2 protein-coding genes are annotated in these 2,229 nt (G+C 65.1%); one reads left to right on the top strand and one right to left on the bottom strand.

Going from position 1 to position 2,229, the window contains the following annotated elements:
- The first annotated feature begins 76 nt into the window (after positions 1-76).
- Positions 77-1,597: a HAMP domain-containing sensor histidine kinase gene (locus tag EOA38_RS34240; RefSeq protein ID WP_127301301.1), complete on the top strand. Its 1,521-nt coding sequence runs from the start codon at positions 77-79 to the stop codon at positions 1,595-1,597.
- Here EOA38_RS34240 and EOA38_RS34235 read toward each other — a convergent pair.
- Positions 1,594-2,229 (bottom strand): nicotinate-nucleotide--dimethylbenzimidazole phosphoribosyltransferase (locus EOA38_RS34235; protein WP_189435114.1); only part of this gene is annotated, 636 nt, incomplete at its 5' end. The genes EOA38_RS34240 and EOA38_RS34235 overlap by 4 nt on opposite strands.

Genomic DNA, 2,229 nt, shown 5'->3' with positions numbered 1-2,229 from the left:
ATGGCAAACAGTCTCTTAATCATTCGAACGTAGCTTAACGAACTTGAAAATCGCTGCGCGCGGAAATTGAACTTGCATGCCTCTGCTACGCTCGGACACAGCGGACAAATTCATTGTGGACCGCAGGAAACCGCATCGCAACAGCGATGTGGCGCGCGCGGTGCGCAGGACTCGTGACCGTCTTTCCCAGCAGGCCGGCAGCCTCGACTTCGACCGCGAACTGCTGAAGCTGCATGCGCGCGCCATGATGGTCAGCGCGATCGCCATACCGCTGCTCGTGCTTACCGTGGCGGCTATCGCCCGCTTTGCCGGCCTGGGCAACCAGGTTGCCGTTTGGGCTCTCTTCACCCTGCTCTGCTACACCATCGTCGCTTTCATGGCGCGGCGCGTCGAGCGCACGGAAGCGTCCGAGCTCGACCCGATGCAAACGCGCCGCGATTTCCTGATCGCCCATTCGCTGTGCGGCCTCGGTTGGGCCTGGTTCGCCTGGCTCGGCTGCGACACGTGCCAGGTCGACCAGTTCCACGTCGTCAAGGCCATGGTGCTTCTGGTCGCCATGGGGACGACTGCTGTCATGGCGTCGTCGCTGGGCGGCGCACTGCTCGCGACCTTCGCGGTTCCCGTGGCGGTCTATGTCTATACGGTTATACGCTTGTGGATGCCGATCGAGGGGATCATGGCGGCGCTCCTGGTCGCCGCCCTGCCCTTCTTCGGCTATGTCGCGCGCCATCTCAACCAGGCCTCGTGGATGGTGCTCTCCTTCCGCTCCGAAAAGGATGCGCTGATCGCCGAGGTGGAGACGGCGAAATCGATGTCCGACGAGGCACGGCGGCGCGCCGAGGACGCCAATCTTGCGAAGTCGCGCTTTCTCGCCTCGATGAGCCACGAGCTCAGGACGCCGCTCAACGCCATCCTCGGCTTCTCCGAAGTGATGGCCAATGAAGTGCTCGGGCCGATGAACAACCCGACCTATCGCGACTACGCGCACGATGTGCATGAATCCGGACAGCATCTGCTCGACCTGATCAACGAGATCCTCGACCTGTCGCGCATCGAGGCCGGCCGCTACCAGCTCAACGAGGAGCCGGTGGCGCTGGTGACGATCGTCGAGGACTGCTGCCACATGATGGAGCTTCGGGCCCGCAACAAGGACATTCGCGTCATCCAGGAGTTCGAGACCACCCTGCCGCGGCTGTTTGGCGACGAGCGGGCAATCCGGCAGATCACGCTCAACCTGTTGTCCAATGCGATCAAGTTCACCCCGTCGGGAGGCGAGGTCCGTGTCCGTGTCGGCTGGACGGCGGGCGGTGGCCAGTACATCTCGGTCAAGGACAACGGCCCGGGCATTCCGGACGAGGAAATTCCGGTGGTGCTTTCCGCCTTCGGCCAGGGCTCGATCGCCATCAAGAGCGCCGAACAGGGAACCGGCCTCGGTCTGCCGATCGTGCAGGGGCTGCTTGACATGCATGGCGGCGAGTTCGAGCTTCACTCCAAGCTGCGCGAAGGCACCGAGGCGATCGCCATTTTCCCGCTGAGCCGGGTGATGGAGGAATTGCCGGCATTGCCGACCAAGGAGGTTGCGGCGCGCAGGCGCTAGAGCCGAACCGCTGCTGCCATACCGGAACTGGTGAGCGCTGCTGCCTTGACGAGGCCGGCCGCCAGCCCTGCTCCGACCCCTTCGCCGTGATTGAGGCCAAGATCGAGGAGTGGCCTGAGCCCAAGCCGATCAGCGACCTTGGCATGCCCGGGCTCGGGCGACAGGCTGGCGAGCAGGCAATGGTCGAGCGCGGCGGGATTGACCCTGTGCAGAACCGCGGCGGCAGCCGTTGCCACGAACCCGTCGAGCAGTACCGGGATCTTCTGCATGCGGGCGGCAAGAATGGCGCCGGCGATCGCCGCGAACTCGCGGCCGCCGACCCGGCGCAAGGCTTCGAGCGGATCGCCGAGGTCGGCGCCGTGAAAGGCCAGCGCCCGATCGACGGCTTTCGCCTTGCGCGCGATCATTGCCGCATCCGCGCCCGATCCCGACCCGACCCAGTCGGCGCCCTCTTCTCCGAACAGCGCCGCGCACAAGGCGGCTGCGATCGTGGAGTTGCCGACGCCGAGATCACCCAGGCAAAGAAGGTCGGCGCCGCCGGCGACGGCTTCCATGCCGAAGGCCATGGTAGCGGCGCAGCCGCGTTCGTCGAGCGCCGCTTCCTCGGTGATGTCTCCCGTCGGGATATCAAG

Origin of the sequence: Mesorhizobium sp. M1E.F.Ca.ET.041.01.1.1 (assembly GCF_003997355.1) — a bacterium.
In the GTDB taxonomy this organism is placed as follows: domain Bacteria; phylum Pseudomonadota; class Alphaproteobacteria; order Rhizobiales; family Rhizobiaceae; genus Mesorhizobium.
The sequence above is the reverse complement of the archived record's forward strand: the minus strand, read 5'-3'. Positions and strand labels throughout refer to the sequence as shown.